Genomic DNA, 18,477 nt, shown 5'->3' with positions numbered 1-18,477 from the left:
CGCTTTCGCGAGCAGGCTCACTCCCACAGGGGATCGAAGCTGCATTCAAAATGGGCGACGCGAAGGCGGCAACACTGTCCAGCAGAATCAACCCAACAAAAAGCCCCGCTCTTCTCTCGAAGGCGGGGCTTTTCTTTACAGCGTCCGACGCTTAAGGCGCGTACGTCAGCAGCAACTCGGTCGGCACTTTGAAGTCCAGGGACATCATCACGCTCAACGCGGTAATGGTGAAGATCGAGAACACGAACAGCTTGCGTGCCCAGACCGTGTCATCCACTGCCTTGTAGCCGGTCCAGGCCATGTACAGCCAGTACATGCCCATGGCCGCGGCGACGGCGAGGTAGCTCATGCCGGCGTAGCCGCTGAAGGTCAGCATCAGGGTCGCCACGAGGAAGGCCAGGATGTAGATCAGGATGTGCTTCTTGGCCACCTGGATGCCACGCTTCACTGGCAGCACCGGGATCGATGCGGCCAGGTAATCGTTGAAGCGGAAGATCGCGATGGCGTAGGAATGCGGCATCTGCCACAGGCTGAACATCACCAGCAGGGTCAGCGCGGCCATGTCGAAGGTGTTGCTCACCGCGACGTAGCCGATCACCGGCGGCATGGCGCCCGACAAGCTGCCCACCAGCGTGCCGTGAACCGACTTGCGCTTGAGGTACAGGCTGTAGAAGCCGACGTAGATCACGAAGCCGATGACTGCGAACAGTGCGGCCAACGGGTTGGCCACCTTGTACAACAGTGCAACGCCGGCGACACCCAGGACGGTCGCATAGATCAGCGCCAGTTTCAGGGAGATGAGGCCCTGGACCAGCACACGGTTCTTGGTGCGTTCCATCTTCAGGTCGATGTCACGGTCGATGCAGTTGTTGAACACGCAACCGGAGGCAACCACCAGGGACGTGCCGATCATGGCGGCCAGGAAGATGGCCAGATCGACATGCCCTTTGGAGGCCAGGAAAAATCCGCCTGCCACAGAAAGCACGTTACCGAAAATGATCCCCGGTTTGGTGATTTGGATAAAGTGCTTGAGGGACATGCGGACTTACCTCACTTCGCCATCATGAACGTGTGGATGCTGAACATGATCCACAGCGACAGGCCAACCAGCAGGACGATCACGATCGCGGCGAACACAAACGCAATCACGTTGTTACGCTGCGCGGCCGAACGGTCCAGGTGCAGGAAGTACACCAGGTGCACCAGCACCTGGACGATCGCGAACGCGAGGACGATCAACAGGGTGATCGACTTCGGCAGCGTCGGGTACATCACCAGGCCGAATGGAATGACGGTCAGGATCACCGACAGGATGAAGCCGATGGCGTACGACTTGTAGCTGCCGTGACCGGCGTCGTCGTGGCCATGGGAATGTGCATTAGCCATTTACATAGTCCCCATCAGGTAAACAACGGTGAATACGCAGATCCACACGACGTCCAGGAAGTGCCAGAACAGGCTCAGGCAGCTCAGGCGGGTCTTGTTGGTCGACGTCAGGCCATGCTTGTTGACCTGGTACATCATGATCGCCATCCAGATCAGGCCACTGGTCACGTGCAGACCGTGGGTGCCGACCAGGGTGAAGAACCCGGACAGGAAGCCGGAACGGCTAGGACCGAAGCCTTCGGAGATCAGAACGTGGAACTCGTTGATCTCCATGCCGATGAAGCCGGCGCCGAACAGGAAGGTCATGGCCAACCAGCCCAGGACCTGCTTCTTGTTGCCACGGTAGAACGCCAGCATGGCGAAGCCGTAGGTGATCGAACTGAACAGCAGCAGAGCGGTTTCGCCCAGTACGTATGGCAGTTCGAAGATGTCGTGGCCCGACGGGCCACCCGCTACGTTGTTAACCAGTACCGCGTACACCGCGAAGATCGACGCAAACAGAATGCAGTCGGTCATCAGGTAGAGCCAGAAACCGTATACGGTCATCTCGCCCGAGTCGTGGTGGTGGTCATCGTGCCCATGGTCACCATGGGCGTGTCCAACATTGGTCACTAAGTTCGACATGGTTTAAGCCTGTTCCAACGAGGTTTCAACACGGGTGGCGGTGGCCGGGATCTTCCCTGCCGCTACCAGACGCTTGTGCTGCTCGGCTTCGATGCGCTCGATCGTTTCAACCGGGACCATATAGCCCTGGTCGTCACGTGCAGCGTGGATCGCGAAGTAGACGACAGTGCCTACCAGGCTCGCGATAGCCAGCCACCAGATGTGCCAGATCATCGCGAAACCGAACACGGTCAGCAGAGCACCCATGACCACACCGGTAGCGGTGTTGTTTGGCATGTGGATCGGCTCGTACTTGGCCGGAGCCTTGTACGCGGTGCCGTTTTCCTTGGCTTCGGTGAACGGGTCGATGCAGTCAGCCTTAGGCAGCACGGCAAAGTTGTAGAACGGAGGTGGCGACGAGGTCGACCATTCCAGAGTGTGGGCATTCCACGGGTCACCGTGTTCGCACATGTTCTCTGGCTTGTTGCGGTCACGCACACTGACGTACAGCTGGATCAGTTGGCAGGCGATACCGAAGGCGATCATCACCGCACCGAACATGGCGACGTACAGGTACGGCACCCACTCAGGGTTGGTGGTGGCGTTCAGACGACGGGTCATGCCCATGAAGCCCAGTGCATAGAGCGGCATGAACGCGACGAAGAAGCCGGAGATCCAGAACCAGAACGCTGCTTTACCCCAGCCTTCGTGCAGCTTGAAGCCGAACGCTTTCGGGAAGTAGAACGCGAAACCTGCGATGTAGCCGAATACCGCACCGCCGATGATCACGTTATGGAAGTGCGCGATCACGAACAGGCTGTTGTGCAGAACGAAGTCAGCACCCGGGATGGCCAGCAGTACGCCGGTCATGCCGCCGATGGCGAAGGTCACCATGAAGCCCAGGGTCCACAGCACCTGGCTGGTGAAACGCAGACGGCCCTGGTAGATGGTGAACAGCCAGTTGAACAGTTTCACACCCGTCGGGATGGAAATCAGCATCGTCGCCAGACCGAAGAAGGCGTTGACGCTGGCACCCGAACCCATGGTGAAGAAGTGGTGCAGCCAAACCATGAAGCCCAGTACCGAGATCGCGCCCGAAGCGTAGATCATCGAGTGGTGGCCGAACAGTTTCTTGCCGGTGAAGGCCGAGATCACTTCCGAGAAGATGCCGAATGCCGGCAGGATCAGGATGTAAACCTCAGGGTGGCCCCAGGCCCAGAACAGGTTGACGTACATCATTGGATTGCCACCAAGTTCATTGGTGAAAATGTGGAAATCCATGTAACGGTCGAGGGTCAGCAGTGCCAGGGTAGCGGTCAGGATCGGGAACGAAGCCACGATCAGGACGTTGGCCCAGGTGCAGGTCCAGGTGAAGATCGGCATGTCCATCAGCTTCATGCCAGGGGTACGCATTTTCAGCACGGTGGCCAGGAAGTTGACCCCCGTCAGCGTCGTACCTAGCCCGGATAGCTGTAGCGCCCAGATGTAGTAGTCCATCCCCACGCCAGGGCTGTATTGCAGGCCCGACAGCGGCGGATAGGCAACCCAACCGGTCTTGGCGAATTCGCCGACGCCCAGGGACAGGTTGATCAGCACCACGCCGGAAACCAGCAGCCAGAAGCTCAGGGAGTTCAGGAACGGGAAGGCAACGTCACGCGCGCCGATCTGCAGCGGCACTGCAAGGTTCATCAGGCCGGTGAAGAATGGCATCGCCATGAAGATGATCATGATCACACCGTGGGCGGTGAAGATCTGGTCATAGTGTTCAGGTGGCAGGTAGCCAGGCGAACCCTCGGTGGCCATGGCCAGCTGGGTACGCATCATGATGGCGTCGGCAAAACCGCGCAGCAGCATGACCATGGCGACGATGATGTACATCACGCCGATTTTCTTGTGGTCGACCGAGGTCAACCACTCGGTCCACAGATAGGTCCACTTCTTGAAGTAAGTGATACCCGCGAACAGTGCCAGACCGCCGAGCGCGATCATGGCGATGGTCACCATCACGATCGGCTCGTGGAATGGGACCGCTTCCCAACTTAATTTACCAAACATCGTTTACTCCTCTGCCCCGGCAGCTGAATGCGAGTTCATGTCCGTAGCGGCCACTTCTTTCTCTTTCTTCTCGTGCTTGACCTTCGGACCAGGTTTCATGCCTTCGTACTTGTCGACGATGATCTGGAACAGGTTCGGCGTCACCGAGGAGTAGAGCTCGACTGGGTTGTTCTGGCTCTGCTTGGAAAGGGCTGCGTATTCAGCTTGTTCAAGCTGTTTAGGTGCCTTTTTGACTTCACTTACCCAGGCGTCGAAATCTTCCTGGGAAGTTGCGATCGCTTTGAATTTCATACCGGTGAAACCGGCACCGCTGTAGTTGGCGGAGATGCCTTCCATTTCAGCGTTGCGGTCAGCGATCAGGTGCAGCTTGGTCTGCATGCCCGCCATCGCATAGATCTGGCCACCCAGGCCCGGGATGAAGAACGAGTTCATCACGGCGTCGGAGGTGATCTTGAAGTTGATTGGCGTGTGCGCCGGGAACACGATCTTGTTGACCGTGGCAATGCCTTGTTCCGGGTAGATGAACAGCCACTTCCAGTCCAGTGCGACCACTTCGATGGTCACAGGCTTGACGTCGGATTCGATCGGACGGTACGGGTCCAGCTCGTGGGTCGACTTGTAGGTGATGTAACCCAGGGCAATGATGATCAACACCGGAACAGTCCACACCGCGATCTCGATCTTGGTGGAGTGGTTCCATTTAGGCGTGTAGGTCGCCTTGGTGTTGGATGCGCGGTATTTCCAGGCAAACAGGAAGGTCATCACGATGACCGGGATCACGACCAACAGCATCAGCAGCGTTGCGGTGATGATCAGGTTTCGCTGTTCCAGGCCAACCTGGCCCGTGGGATTGAGCAAGGTCATGTTGCAGCCTCCCAGCAACAACGTGCCGAGCAGCGGCAATAAGCCTAGTAGTCTGGGGTACCTGTTTTTACTCATCTCACGACCTCTAAAGCAGCTTGCGCAATGCAGTTGGGTTTTGATCGCCAACACTTCACCCTGCCAAGGGTTGGCATTTTTCTTGGATTGAATAAGGGCTTGCCCGTCGAGCGTCAGAGGCGTTTCGACAAATCCTGGGCCAGCAGTGAGTTCTTATTCGAATTCGTGGTCAAAGGCCTTGTTACAGCCCAATTCCATTTGGTGCGGATAGTTGGAGGCACCGACACCTGGGCGTCGCATCAAGCCCGAAGGCCTCTCGACACCCTCGTGCCATTCATGCACCAGAGCCAGGGTGAGCAGTGCCGGGAATTCAGTGCGGGCGATTGTAGATATGTAGCGTTTTATAAACCATGTCTTATCCCGAAATAATTTTTATCCCAGCCCGCAACAATCCTGACCCAATTCTGTAAAAGTGGCGCATCTTATCGAAATTGATTCTCAACAAAAACACCAAAAAAAGTAGGGCTACCACCCACAATTCAGACAGTATCGAAGGCGTGGAAACGACCCTGAATGCCGCCCTGGCCCCGATGAGACAAGGGCTTTGGCAAATCGCCACGACCTGTTAAAACTGCCTGATTCCTTTTGGCCCGGCGAAAAACCGGCGGCACTCTAACACACCAATTTCATTACAGGAGACTGCACCAATCCGGTACCCGAAAGCGCGCTGCGACACTCGCGATGTGACAACATGTCGCAGACTTGTCGCACCCCTGATTGCCGTGCATCAGGGTGTCCTTGCCTGCCCCCTGAAACGCAAAAACGCCCCGGTCCTCTCATCGAGGACCGGGGCGTTTGGCATCATTCGGATGACTTCAGCGCAGCGCCTTGCGATTGCGCAGCGTCAGCAGCGGCACCAGCACCACCACCAGCACGAAGGCCAGCAGCGCCCATTGCGCCAGGGACAACCCCAGGATCGGCGGGTAAGGCGTGGAGCAGAAACCGTCTACCTGGAAACCCAGTGGGAAGATCTTCGCCAGCGGCAAGCCGTCGACGATCGGTTGCAGCACATCGATGCCGCAACTGACGGCCGGATAGAACTGCGTGTAGACGTGGTGCCCGGCCACCGCGACGCCCGCCAGGGCACAAATGACCACCAGGGTCTCCAGCACCGTGATGCTGCGTCGGGTGCGCATGGCCGCACCGATGAAGGCGAAGAGCGCGATCAACAGCAGCGCGTAACGCTGCAGGATGCACAACGGGCACGGGGCCTCGCCCAACACCACTTGCATGTACAACGCACCGCCGATCAACGCCAGGCAGATGATGCCCAACAGCACCAGATAGCGCCGCTCACGGCCCAGACGCATCGTTTCCTCGCTCATCGTGTTTCCCTTTTGACTTTCGATTGCCCGCCAGTTTACACGCTGGCCTTGACCTTTGAGAGCCTGGCGCGTGCAAGCGGGTATCGTGGGAATAGACGACAGGTCGGTTAAGAAGACATTAACTGTAACGACCCTGGCCCCTCGAACTCGGCCTGCAACAACTTAACAAACGCCTCACGCGCCGGGTGCCGACCCGCGTTCTCGTGCCAGTAAAAAAGGTTGTCGATGCTCGTCAGTTCCGGGAATTCATATCCCTGGCAGCCTGCGCCGAGACAGTACTGCTCATAGATTCCACGAGGCACCAGCGAGACGCCGGCACCGGCACTGACACAGCCAACGATGGTGCCGTAGCTGGCGATGCTGACAATCGGTTGCACCTGGTCATGGCGCAACAGCCACTGCTCCAGCGCGAAACGGTACGGGCAGCCCGGGGGCCACATGAAAATCGCCTTGCCCTGCAGGTCCGCCGCCCGGCGCAAAGGCCCATGGGAGGCGGACGCGATGAGAATCAGGTCTTCGCGGTACATCACTTCCCTCTGCAGTCCGCTGCGCTCAACGTTCACCGCCACGAACGCCCCATCCAGCCGACGATGTTGCGTGTCGTCGAGCAATTGAGCCCAAGTGCCGGTGCTCAACTCCAGCATCACCTTTGGGTAGAGCGCGTGGTACTTGGCCAATAGTCGCGGCAAGCGTCCCGTGGCACTGGACTCGATGGCACCAATGCGCAATGGACCGCTTGGCGCACCGTCGGGGGCCAACGCCCTGCGCGCTTCCTCGGCCAGGCCAAGGATTTTCGTCGTGTAATCGAGAAACACTTCCCCGGCGGGCGTGATCCGCAATCCTCGGCCATCGCGAGAAAACAGCGGCGTACCGAGTTCACGCTCCAGGGACTTGAGGCGCGCGGTGATATTGGACGGTACGCAATGCAGCACCTCAGCCGCACGCGCAATGCTGCCCAGATGGTGAACCGTGTTGAACATGCGTAACTGGGACAGTTCCATAACTCACCCAAAGTGAATACTTGAGTCAGTTTAAGTCACTTGTAGTGAATCTGGACGGTTTTGATAATTCGAGCGAGAGCCATCCAGTCACACCTTCACACTTTGGGGAATCAGGCAGCCTATGGATTTTATTCAGCGCAAGATCCAGTCTTTCGCCGAAAGCCCTGGCGCAAGAATCGTCCTGGCGGCTTTTTTCGTCATCCTTTGCTGGGCCTATTCGCCCATTGGCATCCACATCGGGTTAGAGGCTTACCAGCCCGGTCATCTGGCGCTGATCCGCTTTCTCATCGCCTCGACATTCATGGCCGGGGTCGCAGGGGTAATGGGTATTTCCCTGCCTCGCCTGAAAGACCTGCCGCTGTTGGCTGTGCTGGGATTCTTTGCCGTGAGCCTGCACCACATCGCCCTCAACTTTGGCCAACGCGGGGTCAGCGCCGGCGCCGCGAGTGTCCTCGCACAATCCACGCCGCTGTTCAGCACGTTACTGGCGCATTTCGTGCTCAAGGAGCGCGTCAACCACTGGCAATGGATCTGCGTGCTGGGCGGTTTGCTCGGTGCCGCTGTCGTGGTTACGGGGGATCGTGGTTTTGGTGAACTGGACGCCCATGGGTTGCTGATTCTGCTGGCGGCATTATCCTGGAGTCTTTATTTCGCCCTGCAAAAACGCCATTCCCATCGCTACGACGGGCTGACAATGGTGTGCTACACCCTTTGGTCAGGCACCACTCTATTACTTGTGTATGCACCGGGGTTGTGGAGTGAAGTGCAGAAAGCCCCGGCATCGGTCAATCTGGCGGTGCTCATCCTGGGGATTTTCCCCAGTGCCCTTGCTTACTTCGCCTGGGCATACGTACTGGCGCACAGCAGCGTGAGCCGCGCGTCCATTTCGCTTTACCTGATACCGCCCACTGCCATGCTGATGGCCTCGGTGGCCCTGGCTGAACGTCCTTCGATCATGGTCGTCATCGGGATGATCATCGTGCTGACGAGCGTACTCGCCCTCAACCTGAAACCATCAAAATCCAGGGAGTCTGCAGCACACCGGGGGCTTTCGTGAGAAAGCCCCGGGAGCGATCGATCAGTCGCCGTAGATATCGGACTTGAAGTACTGCTGCGAAATCTTCTGGTACTCGCCATTGGCGCGAATGCCGTCGATGGCGGCGTTCAGCTGTGATACCAGCTCGGTGTTGCCCTTGCGTACCGCAATCCCGGCGCCCTCACCCACGTATTTCGGGTCCTTGAGCTCCGGGCCGGCAAATGCGTAGCCCTTGCCGCGCGGCATCGACAGGAAGTCGTTGAGCGGAATGGTGTCGGCAAAGATGGCGTCGAGACGACCGGCTGCCAGGTCCATGTAGATCTCTTCGTTGTTGCTGTAGCGCTTGACGTTGATGCCCTTGGGTTCAAAGACTTCGGTTGCATAACGGTCGGTGGTGGTCGCCCGTTGCACGCCAACGGTCTTGCCCTTGAGGCTGGCGTATTGATCATCCACGACTGCGCCTTCCTTCATGACCAGGCGCGACGAGGTGAAGTAGTACTTGTGGGTGAAATCCACCGACTTCTTGCGGTCTTCGTTGATGGTCATCGACGACAGCGCCATGTCGATTTTCTTCACTTTCAAGGAAGGAATCAGGCCGTCGAACTCACCCTCGACCCACACGCACTTGACCTTCATCTGCGCGCACAGGGCATTGCCGATGTCGTAGTCGAAACCGACGATTTCGCCTTTGTCGGTCTTGGAGGCGAACGGCGGGTAGGCCGCTTCGATGCCGATACGCAAGGTTTTCTCGGCGGCAAACACGCTGCTGCACGCCAACAAGCTGAGGGCCAGACCGGTGATGAGGGGGAATTTCTTCATGTTCGTTCTCTCGCGGGTTGTTGTTGGTTTGGCAAGATGGAAGAAGAGCAGAAACGGGAGAAGCCTTTTTTGTACTTATAAATCCATACTGGACTTTTATGTATTAGGCGTCAATCGGGTAAATGCGGGGTGCGCCGGCCGATGGTCGGGTGGCTTTCTGGAAGTTCTCAGGTGCAGCGAATGGCCCCTTCGCGAGCAAGCCCGCTCCCACAGTTGACCGAAATGGTCGGATGTGGGAGCGGGCTTGCTTGCGAAGGGGCCGGCAAAGCAGGCCAATAAATACCAGTCTATTTAATGCTTCCAGCGATCCGCCGCCGCATGATCGCTGTCACGCCCCTCGACCCAACGCGGGCCGTCGCTGGTGTTTTCCTTCTTCCAGAACGGCGCACGGGTTTTCAGGTAGTCCATGACAAAGGCGCAGGCGTCGAATGCCGCCTGGCGGTGGGCGCTGGCGGCGCCGACAAAGACAATGGGTTCGCCGGGCTCAAGGGCACCGATGCGATGCAGCACCTCCAGCTTGAGCAAGGGCCAGCGCTGCTCGGCCTCGGTGGCGATCTTGCCGAGGGCCTTTTCGGTCATGCCCGGGTAGTGTTCAAGGAACATCCCGGCGACATCCAGGCCATCATTGAAGTCGCGCACATAGCCGACAAAACTCACCACTGCCCCGACGCCGACATTGGCGTCGTGCATGGCGTTGACTTCGGCACCGGGATCGAACGCGGTCGATTGCACGCGAATGGCCATGGCTCAGCCCCCGGTCACGGTGGGAAAAAACGCCACTTCATCGCCATCGCTCACCGGCTCATCGAGCTGGCAGAGGTCTTCGTTGCGAGCGCACATCAGGTTTTGCTCACTCAATACCTCGGCCCCCTCACGCTGGGCCAACAGTGCGCGCACGTCATCGACGGTGGCGAAGTCGCCTTGAACCTTCATCGAGTCCAACCCCAGCGCTTCACGATATCGAGCAAAAAACTTCACGGTGACGTTCATGATGGATCCGCCTGAAAATGCCCGCTCTTGCCGCCGACCTTTTCCAGCAGCCGTACGCTTTCAATGGTCATGCCACGATCCACGGCCTTGCACATGTCATAGATAGTCAAGGCGGCGACACTGGCAGCCGTCAGCGCTTCCATCTCCACCCCGGTCTGCCCGGACAATTTGCAGCGCGCGACGATGCGGACGCTGTCCTCGCCTTCGGCACTGAGTTCTACCTTGACTCCGGTCAGCATCAACGGATGGCACAGGGGGATCAGGTCGCTGGTTTTCTTCGCCGCCTGAATGCCGGCAATGCGGGCCACGGCAAACACATCGCCCTTGGGATGACCGCCGCTGACGATCATTTGCAAGGTTTCGGGCAGCATGCGCACCAGCGCTTGGGCCGTCGCTTCACGGAACGTCACGGCTTTTTCGGTGACGTCGACCATATTGGCGCGACCTTGGGAATCGAGATGAGTCAGCACGGGGTTACTCCTGATCAGGAGTCCCGATTGTAAACCTGTGGGTCAGATTTCCGCACGCGAGATTATCGGATCACCACAATGGGGAATTGTGTCGGGCATGAAAAACCGGGCGGCTTTTCGGGCCGCCCGGTCTGGGTGAAGGTTACAGATGCGATTCGGCGTATTCGGCCAGGATCGAACGTGGCACCCCTTGCAGGGTGATGTGCACCCCGTTGGGGAAATCCTTGAAGCGTTCAGTCAGGTACGTCAGCCCGGAGCTGGTCGCGGACAGGTAGGGGGTGTCGATCTGTGCCAGGTTGCCCAGGCACACCACTTTGGAGCCGGCACCGGCACGGGTGATGATGGTTTTCATCTGGTGCGGTGTGAGGTTCTGGCATTCGTCGATCAGGATCAGGCTCTGCTGGAAGCTGCGCCCGCGAATGTAGTTGAGGGATTTGAACTGCAACGGCACTTTGCTGAGGATGTAGTCGACGCTGCCATGGGTGCTTTCGTCATCCATGTGCAAGGCTTCGAGGTTATCGGTGATGGCGCCCAGCCAAGGCTCCATTTTTTCCGCTTCGGTGCCGGGCAGGAAGCCGATTTCCTGGTCCAGGCCTTGCACGCTGCGGGTGGCGATGATGCGGCGGTAGCGCTTGCTGACCATGGTCTGCTCGATGGCCGCGGCCAGCGCGAGGATGGTTTTACCCGAGCCTGCGGCACCGGACAGGTTGACCAGGTGGATGTCCGGATCAAGCAAGGCATACAGCGCCAGGCTCTGATAGATATCACGCGGCTTCAGGCCCCAGGCTTCCTGATGCAGCAGCGGTTCCTGGTGCAAGTCCAGGATCAGCAGCTTGTCTTCCTCGATCTCCTTGATCCAGCCGACGAAGCCCTGCTCGTCGATGATGAATTCGTTGATATGCACGGCTGGCAGATTGTCGATCAACTGCACCTGGTGCCAGGTACGACCGTGGTCCTGACGGGTCTCGACCTTGCTTACCCGGTCCCAGAAGGAGCCGCTCATGTTGTGGTAGCCATTAGGCAACAGCGACACGTCGTCGACCAACTGGTCGGTGCTGTAGTCCTCGGCCGCGATCCCACAGGCACGCGCCTTGAGGCGCATGTTGATGTCTTTGGTGACCAGCACCACGGGCTTCTTCGGCTCGCGTGCGTGCAGGTCGATCAACTGGTTGATGATCCTGTTGTCATTCAGGTGCTCAGGCAGAACGATGTGGGGTTCAGCCTGCTTGCTCATCAGAATTGACAGCAATCCCTTGGGTCCGCTCTTGCCCCGCTGGATCGGCACACCCTGCTCGACGTCCTCGGGTGAAGCATCACCCAGGGTCTTGTCGATCAGCCTGATGGCCTGGCGGCATTCGGCGGCAACGCTGTGATGCCCGCTCTTGAGCTTGTCGAGCTCCTCAAGCACGGTCATCGGGATCGCGACGTGGTGTTCTTCGAAGTTAAGCAGCGCGTTTGGATCGTGAATCAATACGTTGGTATCGAGTACATAAAGGATTGGCTGGTTGGAAGAAGAGCTACGTCCGTGATCATCCATACTCGGTCACCTTTGTCAGAGCCAGTGGACGCAATACCTGGGCGGTGCTGCGCCTCGAAGTGACTACCGAATACACCTGCGGGGACTCAAGTGTTCTGCCTACATGCGGGGTCTTGGGAGACGCCACCTGTGTTGCAGGTTTCGGCGGTCTGTCTTCGTAATACTCCAAAACCCATGACAGAAAAAAGCACTTTGACGCTTTTTTGAAGTTTATTTTGCAGAGTGACGAAAAGCCCTTGGCGGACTGCCATCACTTGTTTACAGTCGGAGATCAACCTGCAGCAAAACCCCCTCAAAAATCGCCTTTTACCCAATGTTTCCGGGCTTTGGCGGTTTTCAGCGAAATCCTTCCTGACAGTCTTCCCAACCGATCCCGCTTTGCGCCGTTTGCGTGATCAGCCAGGGCAACGCCGTTTTCACCCCTTCCTGTTTCACATTGAAATTGATCACCCCATGGCGCCACAGCAGCATCAGGGTCAACACCCTTTGCGCACTCTGGCTGCCCTTGAGCTTGCCGGCACCATCGTGGGCATCGATGTCCCACAGGGCGACCTGCAGCCCCTGGGCCTTGAAGAAAGCGCCGGCGTCGGCGCGACGCTGGCCGTCGGGCGGGCGAAACAGGGGGACGAAGTTCTCCGGCAGTTTGTTCTTGGCCAGCTCGACGCTGCGGCGTACCGAGTCCTGCCAATCCTGCCAATGGCTGTGGGAGCGAAACTCCCAGCCCTGGACACCGACGCACTGGGTTGACCAGGTTGCTTGCAGACGGGTCCCCGGGCGCTCGCCCAGGCGCGCCTGGAGGTCCTTGCCGAGCACGAAGAACGTGCCGCTGAGGTTGGCCTTGCGCAAGTACTCGGCAACCCAGTCGGTATTGTCCGGCACGGCATTGGCGGCGCTGTCGAACGTCAACAGGAACAGCCGGTCGTGCATCGCGTCGCCATTGCGCTCATAGTCTCCAAAATGATCGACTTCACTGCTGGTTTGCGGAAACAGCGCCGCCTTGCGCAGTTGCTCATCCAGGTACTGGGTGTGGAACAGGCGACTCGGTTCGGCCCAGCGTATGTAGTAGCTGTCTTCGCTGAGCTGGAACTTGCCCGCCTGCTCGCGCAAGGTGGCCATGTCCTCGACCAGGAAACAGAAGGAGGCGTCCTGGTCGCAGCTCTGTTGCGCGAAGTTGTAGTTGGCCAACAGGCGTTGCCATAGACGCTGGCGAACACGATTGACCGACTCCAGGTTGATCGTGCGCAGGCCCAGGCGTTGCGCCAGTGCCGCTTCGTCCAGGGACTCACTGGCCAGCAGAGCACGGGCGAACATGAGGATTTCGGCACGCGACGCGACATCGAACAGGGTCGGGTTGTCGAGTTTTTCCGGCCAGGTGCTGCGATCCAGCGTGGCCACTTCACCCGGCGCCGCCATGACGCCGAAGCTCAGCAGCCAGGCGCTGAGCAGAAAAACGATACGCAATGGGATGTCTCCATAACAAAACCCGGGCGGCACTATATCGCGGGAAGATCAAAAGATCGCAGCCTCGCTTCGCTCGACAGCTCCTACAGGAATGCATGTTCCGATTTCACGCCAACGCGGTCCCGTAGGAGCTGTCTCGCGAAGCGAGGCTGCGATCTTGTCCCATGACACCACCGATCACCTATCACACCCATAGCTGGAGTCAACGATGACAACCCCCTAGAATCGCCGCCACGATTAAAGGAGACGACTTCATGCTGATGGTGATTTCCCCCGCCAAGACCCTTGATTACGAAACACCGCCGGCGACCCAGCGCTTCACCCAGCCGCAGTACCTTGACCATTCGCAGGAACTGATCCAGCAATTGCGCGAGCTGACCCCGGCGCAGATCAGCGAGTTGATGCACGTTTCCGACAAAATCGGCGGGCTCAACGCCGCCCGCTTTGGCAGTTGGACACCCGCCTTTACCCCGGCCAACGCCAAGCAGGCTTTGCTGGCCTTCAAAGGCGACGTCTACACCGGGCTCAATGCACAAACCTTCAGCGAAGCCGACTTCGACTACGCCCAGCAACATCTACGCATGCTTTCCGGCCTGTATGGCCTGCTGCGCCCCCTGGACCTTATGCAACCGTACCGCCTGGAAATGGGCACCAAACTGGCCAACGCCCGGGGCAAGGACCTGTATGCCTTCTGGGGCACGCGTATCAGCGAGTGGCTGAACGAAGCCCTGGCCGATCAGGGCGATGACGTCCTGCTCAACCTGGCCTCCAACGAGTATTTCTCGGCGGTCAAGCGCAGCGCCTTGAAGGCACGCATCATCAACACCGACTTCAAGGACCTGAAGAACGGTCAGTACAAGATCATCAGCTTCTACGCGAAAAAGGCCCGGGGCATGATGAGCCGCTTCATCATCGAAGAGCGCATCAACGATCCGGCAGACTTGAAAGAGTTTGACGTTGAAGGCTATCGGTACAGTGCCGAACAGTCTAAACCAGACAGTCTGGTGTTCCTGCGCGACCACACTTCAGAGTAAGCAACTGATCGGTGCGCGACTTCCTGAACAGTCGCGCACCGATGCCTGATCGTCCGACAATCCCCCGCCCCATTCGTCGATCCTTTGACGCCAAAAAACCAACAGTCGATTTGCTAACTTTTGTTTCACTGGACGTCAGTGATTTTTTTTGTAGTGGCACTGAAATTTTTTCTCAGTAGTGGCACAAAACTATTAGACCGGACACTGAGCCAATATATAAAGGGCCAAACCGCAAGTGCTATCAATATGAGAGCAGTGCCATCTTTCTCAATATTTCAAGAAATTTCAGAATTCGCGATGGGTGGGCTGGAACTATGTCCAAATGCGTAGCTCATACCACCTGTAACGAATCTCTCAATGCGTGTACGAGATAACTTACGCAGAGAAGAGATCCACACAGCCAAGTTGTCATATTAACTTTGGCAGACTGATCTCTGATTTGGGCAACACATTAAGGACTGGAGATACGCATATCACTATCCCTTACAAGGCCAAGGCTGCGCCCCCTATAAACGTGCTTCCCTGAGCACCCAACCGCTTGATTTACAGGCCTCATGGCCTGGCTTTGAGCGCGCAAGACCTTTGCCCATTGTCTTCTGACTGGAAGACCGGCTGCATGGCAAGGCACATCAGAATAATAAGGCCTAGTTGCGCACATTTTGAGTGAACTGTTTAGACACTCGAAACTTTGAATGCCTGCACGCGACACTGTGGCGCCTATAAGCCGTAGTTGCCCGTGCACTATGACCGCTGAACACCCTTAACTTCGGCCAATTAATGGCTTGATGAAAACAGGCTTGATAATAGAGAGGTAATTGCGATGCGCATCAGCATATTTGGTTTGGGTTACGTTGGCGCAGTGTGCGCCGGTTGCCTGTCTGCACGGGGCCATGACGTCGTTGGCGTCGATGTTGCCAAAGACAAGATCGATATGATCAACGCCGGCAAATCGCCGATCGTTGAACCGGGCCTGGGCGAACTTCTGGCGCAGGGAATCGAGACTGGCCGTCTGCGCGGCACGACCAACTTCGCCGAGGCGATTCGCGATACCGACCTGTCGATGATTTGCGTCGGCACGCCGAGCAAGAAGAACGGCGATCTGGAACTGAACTACATCGAGGCCGTGTGCCGCGAGATCGGTTTTGTCCTGCGCGACAAGACTACCCGTCACACTATCGTGGTCCGCAGCACCGTTCTGCCGGGCACCGTGGCAAACGTTGTCATCCCGATTCTCGAAGACTGCTCCGGCAAGAAGGCCGGTGTCGATTTCGGTGTCGCGGTCAACCCTGAGTTCCTGCGCGAAAGCACCGCGATCGCCGACTACGACCAGCCGCCAATGACCGTCATCGGCGAGTTCGACAAGGCCTCGGGCGACGTTCTGCAATCGCTGTACGAAGAACTCGACGCGCCGATCATCCGCAAGGACATCGCCGTTGCCGAAATGATCAAGTACACCTGCAACGTGTGGCACGCCACCAAAGTGACCTTCGCCAACGAGATCGGCAACATCGCCAAGGCCGTCGGCGTCGATGGTCGTGAAGTGATGGACGTGGTTTGCCAGGACAAGACCCTGAACCTGTCCCAGTACTACATGCGCCCAGGCTTCGCCTTCGGCGGCTCTTGCCTGCCCAAGGACGTGCGTGCCCTGACCTACCGCGCCGGTTCCCTGGACGTCGAAGCACCGCTGCTCAACTCGCTGATGCGCAGTAACGAGTCCCAGGTGCAGAACGCCTTCAACATCGTCTCCAGCCACGACAAACGCAAAGTCGCGCTGCTGGGACTGAGCTTCAAGGCCGGCACCGACGACCTGCGCGAGAGCCCATTGGTTGACCTGGCAGAAATGCTGATCGGCAAGGGCTACGACCTGAGCATCTACGACAGCAACGTCGAGTACGCCCGTGTTCACGGTGCGAACAAGGACTACATCGAGTCGAAGATCCCGCACGTCTCGTCCTTGCTCAATTCCGACTTCGACGCGGTGATCAACAACTCCGACGTGATCATCCTCGGCAACCGTGACGAGAAATTCCGCGCCCTGGTGCAGGACGTCCCGCACGGCAAGCAAGTGATCGACCTGGTCGGCTTCATGTCCAAGGCCACCACCGAGGCTGGCCGGGCTGAAGGCATTTGCTGGTAACCGGCGGGTTGTAAGCGCTTCAAGCTGATCGCCAGCAAGCCGGCTCCTACAGATCACCGCAAATCTGTAGGAGCTGGCTTGCCAGCGATGGCGTACCTGAGATCGCCATCGCCGACAAGCCGGCTCCTACGGGGCGCGAGACTTGCAACTGACTTTAGGATTTCGATTATGCACAGGCTAAAGCACGGCCTACTCCAGGCCGCCGGTTGGCTGTTTTATCTAAGTTTACTGATGGGCATCGCCATGGCGCTGCCTGTGTCCACGTTCGACTCCGAGTCGAAGGACTTCATTTTCCTGATCGGTATCGTCGGTATCTGGCGCTACTCGATGGGTGCCACGCACTTCCTGCGCGGCATGCTGTTCCTGTACGTGGTCTACCCGCACCTGCGGCGCAAAGTGCGCAAGCTGGGCAAGGCGGCGGACCCGTCCCACGTATTTTTGATGGTGACCAGTTTCCGTATCGACGCCCTGACCACCGCGCAGGTCTACAGCTCAGTGATCCGCGAAGCGATCGACTGCGAGTTGCCGACCACCGTGGTCTGCTCCATCGTCGAAATGTCCGATGAACTGCTGGTCAAGAGCCTGTGGAGCCGGATGAATCCGCCTGCCCGGGTGAAGCTCGACTTCGTGCGCATTCCCGGCACAGGCAAGCGCGATGGCCTGGCTTTCGGTTTCCGCGCCATCTCCCGTCACCTGCCGGACGACCGCGCCGTGGTGGCCGTGATCGATGGCGATACCGTGCTCGGCGAAGGCGTCGTGCGCAAGACCGTGCCGTGGTTCCAGCTGTTCGGCAACGTCGGTGGCCTGACCACCAACGAATTCTGCGAAGTGCGCGGCGGCTACATCATGAGCGAATGGCACAAGCTGCGTTTCGCCCAGCGTCACATCAACATGTGCTCGATGGCCCTGTCCAAGCGCGTGCTGACCATGACCGGGCGGATGTCGGTATTCCGTGCCACCGTGGTCACCAACCCGGAATTCATCGCCGACGTGGAAAGCGACTCGCTGCAACACTGGCGCCTGGGTCGTTTCAAGTTCCTCACCGGCGACGACAAGTCCAGCTGGTTCAGCCTGATGCGCCTGGGCTACGACACCTTCTACGTGCCTGATGCCGCGATCAACACCGTCGAGCATCCGCCGGAAAAGAGCTTTATCAAGGCCAGTCGCAAGCTGATGTTCCGCTGGTACGGCAACAACCTGCGGCAGAACTCCCGCGCACTCGGCCTGGGGGTCAAGCGCCTCGGTGCGTTCACATCCGTAGTGCTGTTCGATCAGCGCGTGTCGATGTGGACCTCGCTGCTGGGCCTGACCGTGGCGTTGATCGCCAGCTTCAAGTACGGCACCGCGTTCATCCTGGTGTACCTGCTGTGGATCGGCATCACCCGCCTGATCCTGACCCTGCTGCTGTCGTGCTCCGGCCACCGGATCGGTCCAGCCTACCCAGCGATTCTCTATTACAACCAGATCGTTGGCGCACTGGTGAAGATCTACGTGTTCTTCCGCCTCGACCAACAGTCCTGGACTCGCCAGCCCACTGCCCTGACCCGTGATCTCGCCAGCTTTCAACGTTGGTTCAACACCTGGTCGTCTCGGACCATGACCTTCTCCGCCGGCAGCATCTTTGTCGCCGTGCTGCTGATGATGGTCTGACCGCCCCCTTTTTGAATTAACCAGGAAATCGCCT

At 58.3% G+C, this 18,477-nt stretch carries 17 protein-coding genes; 4 read left to right on the top strand and 13 right to left on the bottom strand.

The genetic code is table 11. From position 1 onward, the window contains the following. Nucleotides 1-151: 151 nt before the first annotated feature. The 7 genes from cyoE to QLG10_RS17305 all read right to left on the bottom strand — a co-directional run bounded on the left by cyoE (nucleotide 152) and on the right by QLG10_RS17305 (nucleotide 7,309). A complete protein-coding gene (gene cyoE / locus QLG10_RS17335) occupies nucleotides 152-1,039 on the bottom strand; it encodes a heme o synthase (RefSeq protein ID WP_007986830.1) in 888 nt (295 codons plus the stop codon). An 11-nt stretch (nucleotides 1,040-1,050) separates the two neighbouring features. Further along, nucleotides 1,051-1,386, bottom strand: a complete 336-nt coding sequence (cyoD, locus tag QLG10_RS17330; protein ID WP_102669136.1) for a cytochrome o ubiquinol oxidase subunit IV — start codon at nucleotides 1,384-1,386, stop codon at nucleotides 1,051-1,053. Then, nucleotides 1,387-2,010, bottom strand: a complete 624-nt coding sequence (locus QLG10_RS17325; RefSeq protein WP_110746966.1) for a cytochrome o ubiquinol oxidase subunit III — start codon at nucleotides 2,008-2,010, stop codon at nucleotides 1,387-1,389. It abuts the gene before it with no gap. A gap of 3 nt (nucleotides 2,011-2,013) precedes the next feature. Beyond that, complete coding sequence (cyoB, locus tag QLG10_RS17320) at nucleotides 2,014-4,044, bottom strand: cytochrome o ubiquinol oxidase subunit I (protein WP_046820451.1); 2,031 nt, start codon at nucleotides 4,042-4,044, stop codon at nucleotides 2,014-2,016. Between the two features lie 3 nt (nucleotides 4,045-4,047). Next, nucleotides 4,048-4,983, bottom strand: a complete 936-nt coding sequence (gene cyoA, locus QLG10_RS17315) for a ubiquinol oxidase subunit II (protein ID WP_110746964.1) — start codon at nucleotides 4,981-4,983, stop codon at nucleotides 4,048-4,050. Nucleotides 4,984-5,798: 815 nt separating this feature from the next. After that, nucleotides 5,799-6,308, bottom strand: coding sequence for a disulfide bond formation protein B (locus QLG10_RS17310; RefSeq protein WP_033038505.1), 510 nt, complete (start codon nucleotides 6,306-6,308; stop codon nucleotides 5,799-5,801). Nucleotides 6,309-6,415: 107 nt separating this feature from the next. After that, a complete protein-coding gene (locus tag QLG10_RS17305; protein WP_282487738.1) occupies nucleotides 6,416-7,309 on the bottom strand; it encodes a LysR substrate-binding domain-containing protein in 894 nt (297 codons plus the stop codon). 121 nt (nucleotides 7,310-7,430) lie between these two features. Between QLG10_RS17305 and QLG10_RS17300 the strand changes: the two genes are divergently transcribed. Next, a complete protein-coding gene (locus QLG10_RS17300) occupies nucleotides 7,431-8,366 on the top strand; it encodes an EamA family transporter (protein ID WP_282487737.1) in 936 nt (311 codons plus the stop codon). 21 nt (nucleotides 8,367-8,387) lie between these two features. Here QLG10_RS17300 and QLG10_RS17295 read toward each other — a convergent pair whose 3' ends face one another. The 6 genes from QLG10_RS17295 to QLG10_RS17270 form a co-directional block, all read right to left on the bottom strand. After that, nucleotides 8,388-9,164, bottom strand: coding sequence for an ABC transporter substrate-binding protein (locus QLG10_RS17295; RefSeq protein WP_110746959.1), 777 nt, complete (start codon nucleotides 9,162-9,164; stop codon nucleotides 8,388-8,390). A gap of 291 nt (nucleotides 9,165-9,455) precedes the next feature. Next, nucleotides 9,456-9,908 (bottom strand): molybdopterin synthase catalytic subunit MoaE, encoded by a 453-nt coding sequence (gene moaE, locus QLG10_RS17290; RefSeq protein WP_110746957.1) that lies wholly within the window; start codon nucleotides 9,906-9,908, stop codon nucleotides 9,456-9,458. Between the two features lie 3 nt (nucleotides 9,909-9,911). Then, entirely contained in the window at nucleotides 9,912-10,154 is a 243-nt protein-coding gene (gene moaD / locus QLG10_RS17285) for a molybdopterin converting factor subunit 1 (RefSeq protein ID WP_020796856.1), read from the bottom strand. Next, nucleotides 10,151-10,624: a cyclic pyranopterin monophosphate synthase MoaC gene (gene moaC / locus QLG10_RS17280; RefSeq protein ID WP_020796857.1), complete on the bottom strand. Its 474-nt coding sequence runs from the start codon at nucleotides 10,622-10,624 to the stop codon at nucleotides 10,151-10,153. Before moaC ends, moaD begins: the two co-directional genes overlap by 4 nt. Before the next feature lie 142 nt (nucleotides 10,625-10,766). After that, on the bottom strand, nucleotides 10,767-12,161 hold the full coding sequence (locus QLG10_RS17275) for a PhoH family protein (protein ID WP_020796858.1): 1,395 nt from the start codon (nucleotides 12,159-12,161) through the stop codon (nucleotides 10,767-10,769). Nucleotides 12,162-12,497: 336 nt separating this feature from the next. Beyond that, a complete protein-coding gene (locus QLG10_RS17270) occupies nucleotides 12,498-13,622 on the bottom strand; it encodes a polysaccharide deacetylase family protein (protein ID WP_110746955.1) in 1,125 nt (374 codons plus the stop codon). Nucleotides 13,623-13,876: 254 nt separating this feature from the next. Between QLG10_RS17270 and yaaA the strand changes: the two genes are divergently transcribed. From yaaA to alg8, 3 genes are all read left to right on the top strand, one after another. Beyond that, nucleotides 13,877-14,656 (top strand): peroxide stress protein YaaA, encoded by a 780-nt coding sequence (gene yaaA, locus QLG10_RS17265; protein ID WP_110746953.1) that lies wholly within the window; start codon nucleotides 13,877-13,879, stop codon nucleotides 14,654-14,656. Between the two features lie 820 nt (nucleotides 14,657-15,476). Then, complete coding sequence (locus QLG10_RS17260) at nucleotides 15,477-16,793, top strand: nucleotide sugar dehydrogenase (protein ID WP_188264304.1); 1,317 nt, start codon at nucleotides 15,477-15,479, stop codon at nucleotides 16,791-16,793. A 165-nt stretch (nucleotides 16,794-16,958) separates the two neighbouring features. Then, the gene (alg8, locus tag QLG10_RS17255) at nucleotides 16,959-18,443 is read left to right on the top strand and encodes a mannuronan synthase (protein WP_177411558.1); all 1,485 of its coding nucleotides are present in this window, start codon (nucleotides 16,959-16,961) and stop codon (nucleotides 18,441-18,443) included. Nucleotides 18,444-18,477 lie beyond the last annotated feature (34 nt).

The organism is Pseudomonas sp. V98_8, from assembly GCF_029967975.1.
GTDB classification, from domain to species: domain Bacteria; phylum Pseudomonadota; class Gammaproteobacteria; order Pseudomonadales; family Pseudomonadaceae; genus Aquipseudomonas; species Aquipseudomonas umsongensis.
This window is presented reverse-complemented; position numbering and strand designations above follow the sequence as displayed.